This is a genomic window from Pseudomonas sp. SDO5215_S409 (assembly GCF_054071325.1).
In genome coordinates this window covers 1-1,321 of the sequence record NZ_JBSVWN010000141.1, presented here as the reverse complement: position 1 = coordinate 1,321, position 1,321 = coordinate 1, and the positions used below count along the sequence as shown (strand labels likewise).

General features: G+C 56.5%; 1 protein-coding gene. It reads right to left on the bottom strand.

The window, feature by feature from the left end; all coding sequences use genetic code 11:
* Nucleotides 1-216 precede the first annotated feature (216 nt).
* Nucleotides 217-1,242, bottom strand: a complete 1,026-nt coding sequence (locus tag ACW9H9_RS28585) for an IS110 family RNA-guided transposase (RefSeq protein WP_457346701.1) — start codon at nucleotides 1,240-1,242, stop codon at nucleotides 217-219.
* Nucleotides 1,243-1,321 lie beyond the last annotated feature (79 nt).

Here is a 1,321-nt window from a genome sequence, read left to right as displayed (position 1 = left end):
GTGTGGTTGGCTTGCTTAAATCTATCCGGCGTCTGTTTGGGGCATGCCCCAGCGCCACGATGAGAGTCGCGCCTGACGATCCTTAAAAGCCCGTCGGCTTCTGAAGCCGATTTTTATGTCAGGATCTTCGCCAGGCCGGTGTGCCGTTCACATCATCTGTTGTTCAGCTATCGCAAAACCTGAAGGGTGAATCGTGGTACTGCAACAACGGCAGGGTCAGGCGTTCAAAGCGTCTGGCCCTGCTTCATATTGCGTATGGCGAGCGGCTATAGCCCAAGCGATACGCGCCAGTTTGTTAGCCAAGGCACAGGCCACGACATTTGAATGTCGTCGACTGAGCAAGGCTTTAACCCAGTCAGCCAGAGCGCCTTTCTGGTGATCCAGCCTCTGCATATAGACCCTGGAACATTGCACCAACAGTTGTCGCAGGTGCTTGTCACCCCGCTTGCTGATCCCCAGCAAATTGGCCTTGCCGCCCGTGCTGTACTGCCTGGGCACCAAGCCAACGGAGGCAGCAAAGTCCCGACTGCATCGGTACTGCTTGCCATCGCCCATCTCCACAGCCAGCAGGCTGGCGGTGATCGGGCCGACACACGGCATGCTCAGCAAACGACTGCCCAGATCATCGTCGGCCAGTTGGCCCGCCAGCTCTTTATCCAGCGCTTTGATTTGCTCATCCAGATAGACGAAGTGATCGTGCAGGCGCTGCAATAAGACGGTCAGACGAACGGGTAATTCGTGCTCGGCCAAAACGCTCGCCAAACGCTTCATGATGGCCAATCCCTTGGGCAGGCTGACCCCAAACTCCAGCAGAAAACCGTGCATCTGATTAGCCGTTTTGGTGCGGTCACGCACCAATGATTCGCGCATCCGATGCAGCACAGACAGGGTTTGTTGGGATTGGGTTTTAGGCGTAACGAAGCGCATGGATGGGCGGGAAGCGGCTTCGCAGATTGCCTCAGCGTCGACGAAGTCATTTTTGTTGCCCTTGACGAAGGGCCTAACGAACTGCGGGGAGATCAGCTTGGTCGTGTGTCCCATCGCCATCAGTTGGCGAGCGACAAAATGCGACCCTGCGCAGGCCTCCATCACCACGACACAGCTCGGCGCATTGCTGAAAAACTGCATCATCTGCGCCCGTGAGCATTTTTTGCGAAACACCTCGCGACCCGACTTATCCTGGCCGTGCAGGTGGAAAGTATGTTTGCCGAGATCGATACCGATCAGTGCTGACTCGCTCATGGTGATGGCCTCCGAAAACAAAACACCCCGTGAAAGCGTAGCCCTCACAGGGTGTTGGGGGTGACCATCTCATTAGCCC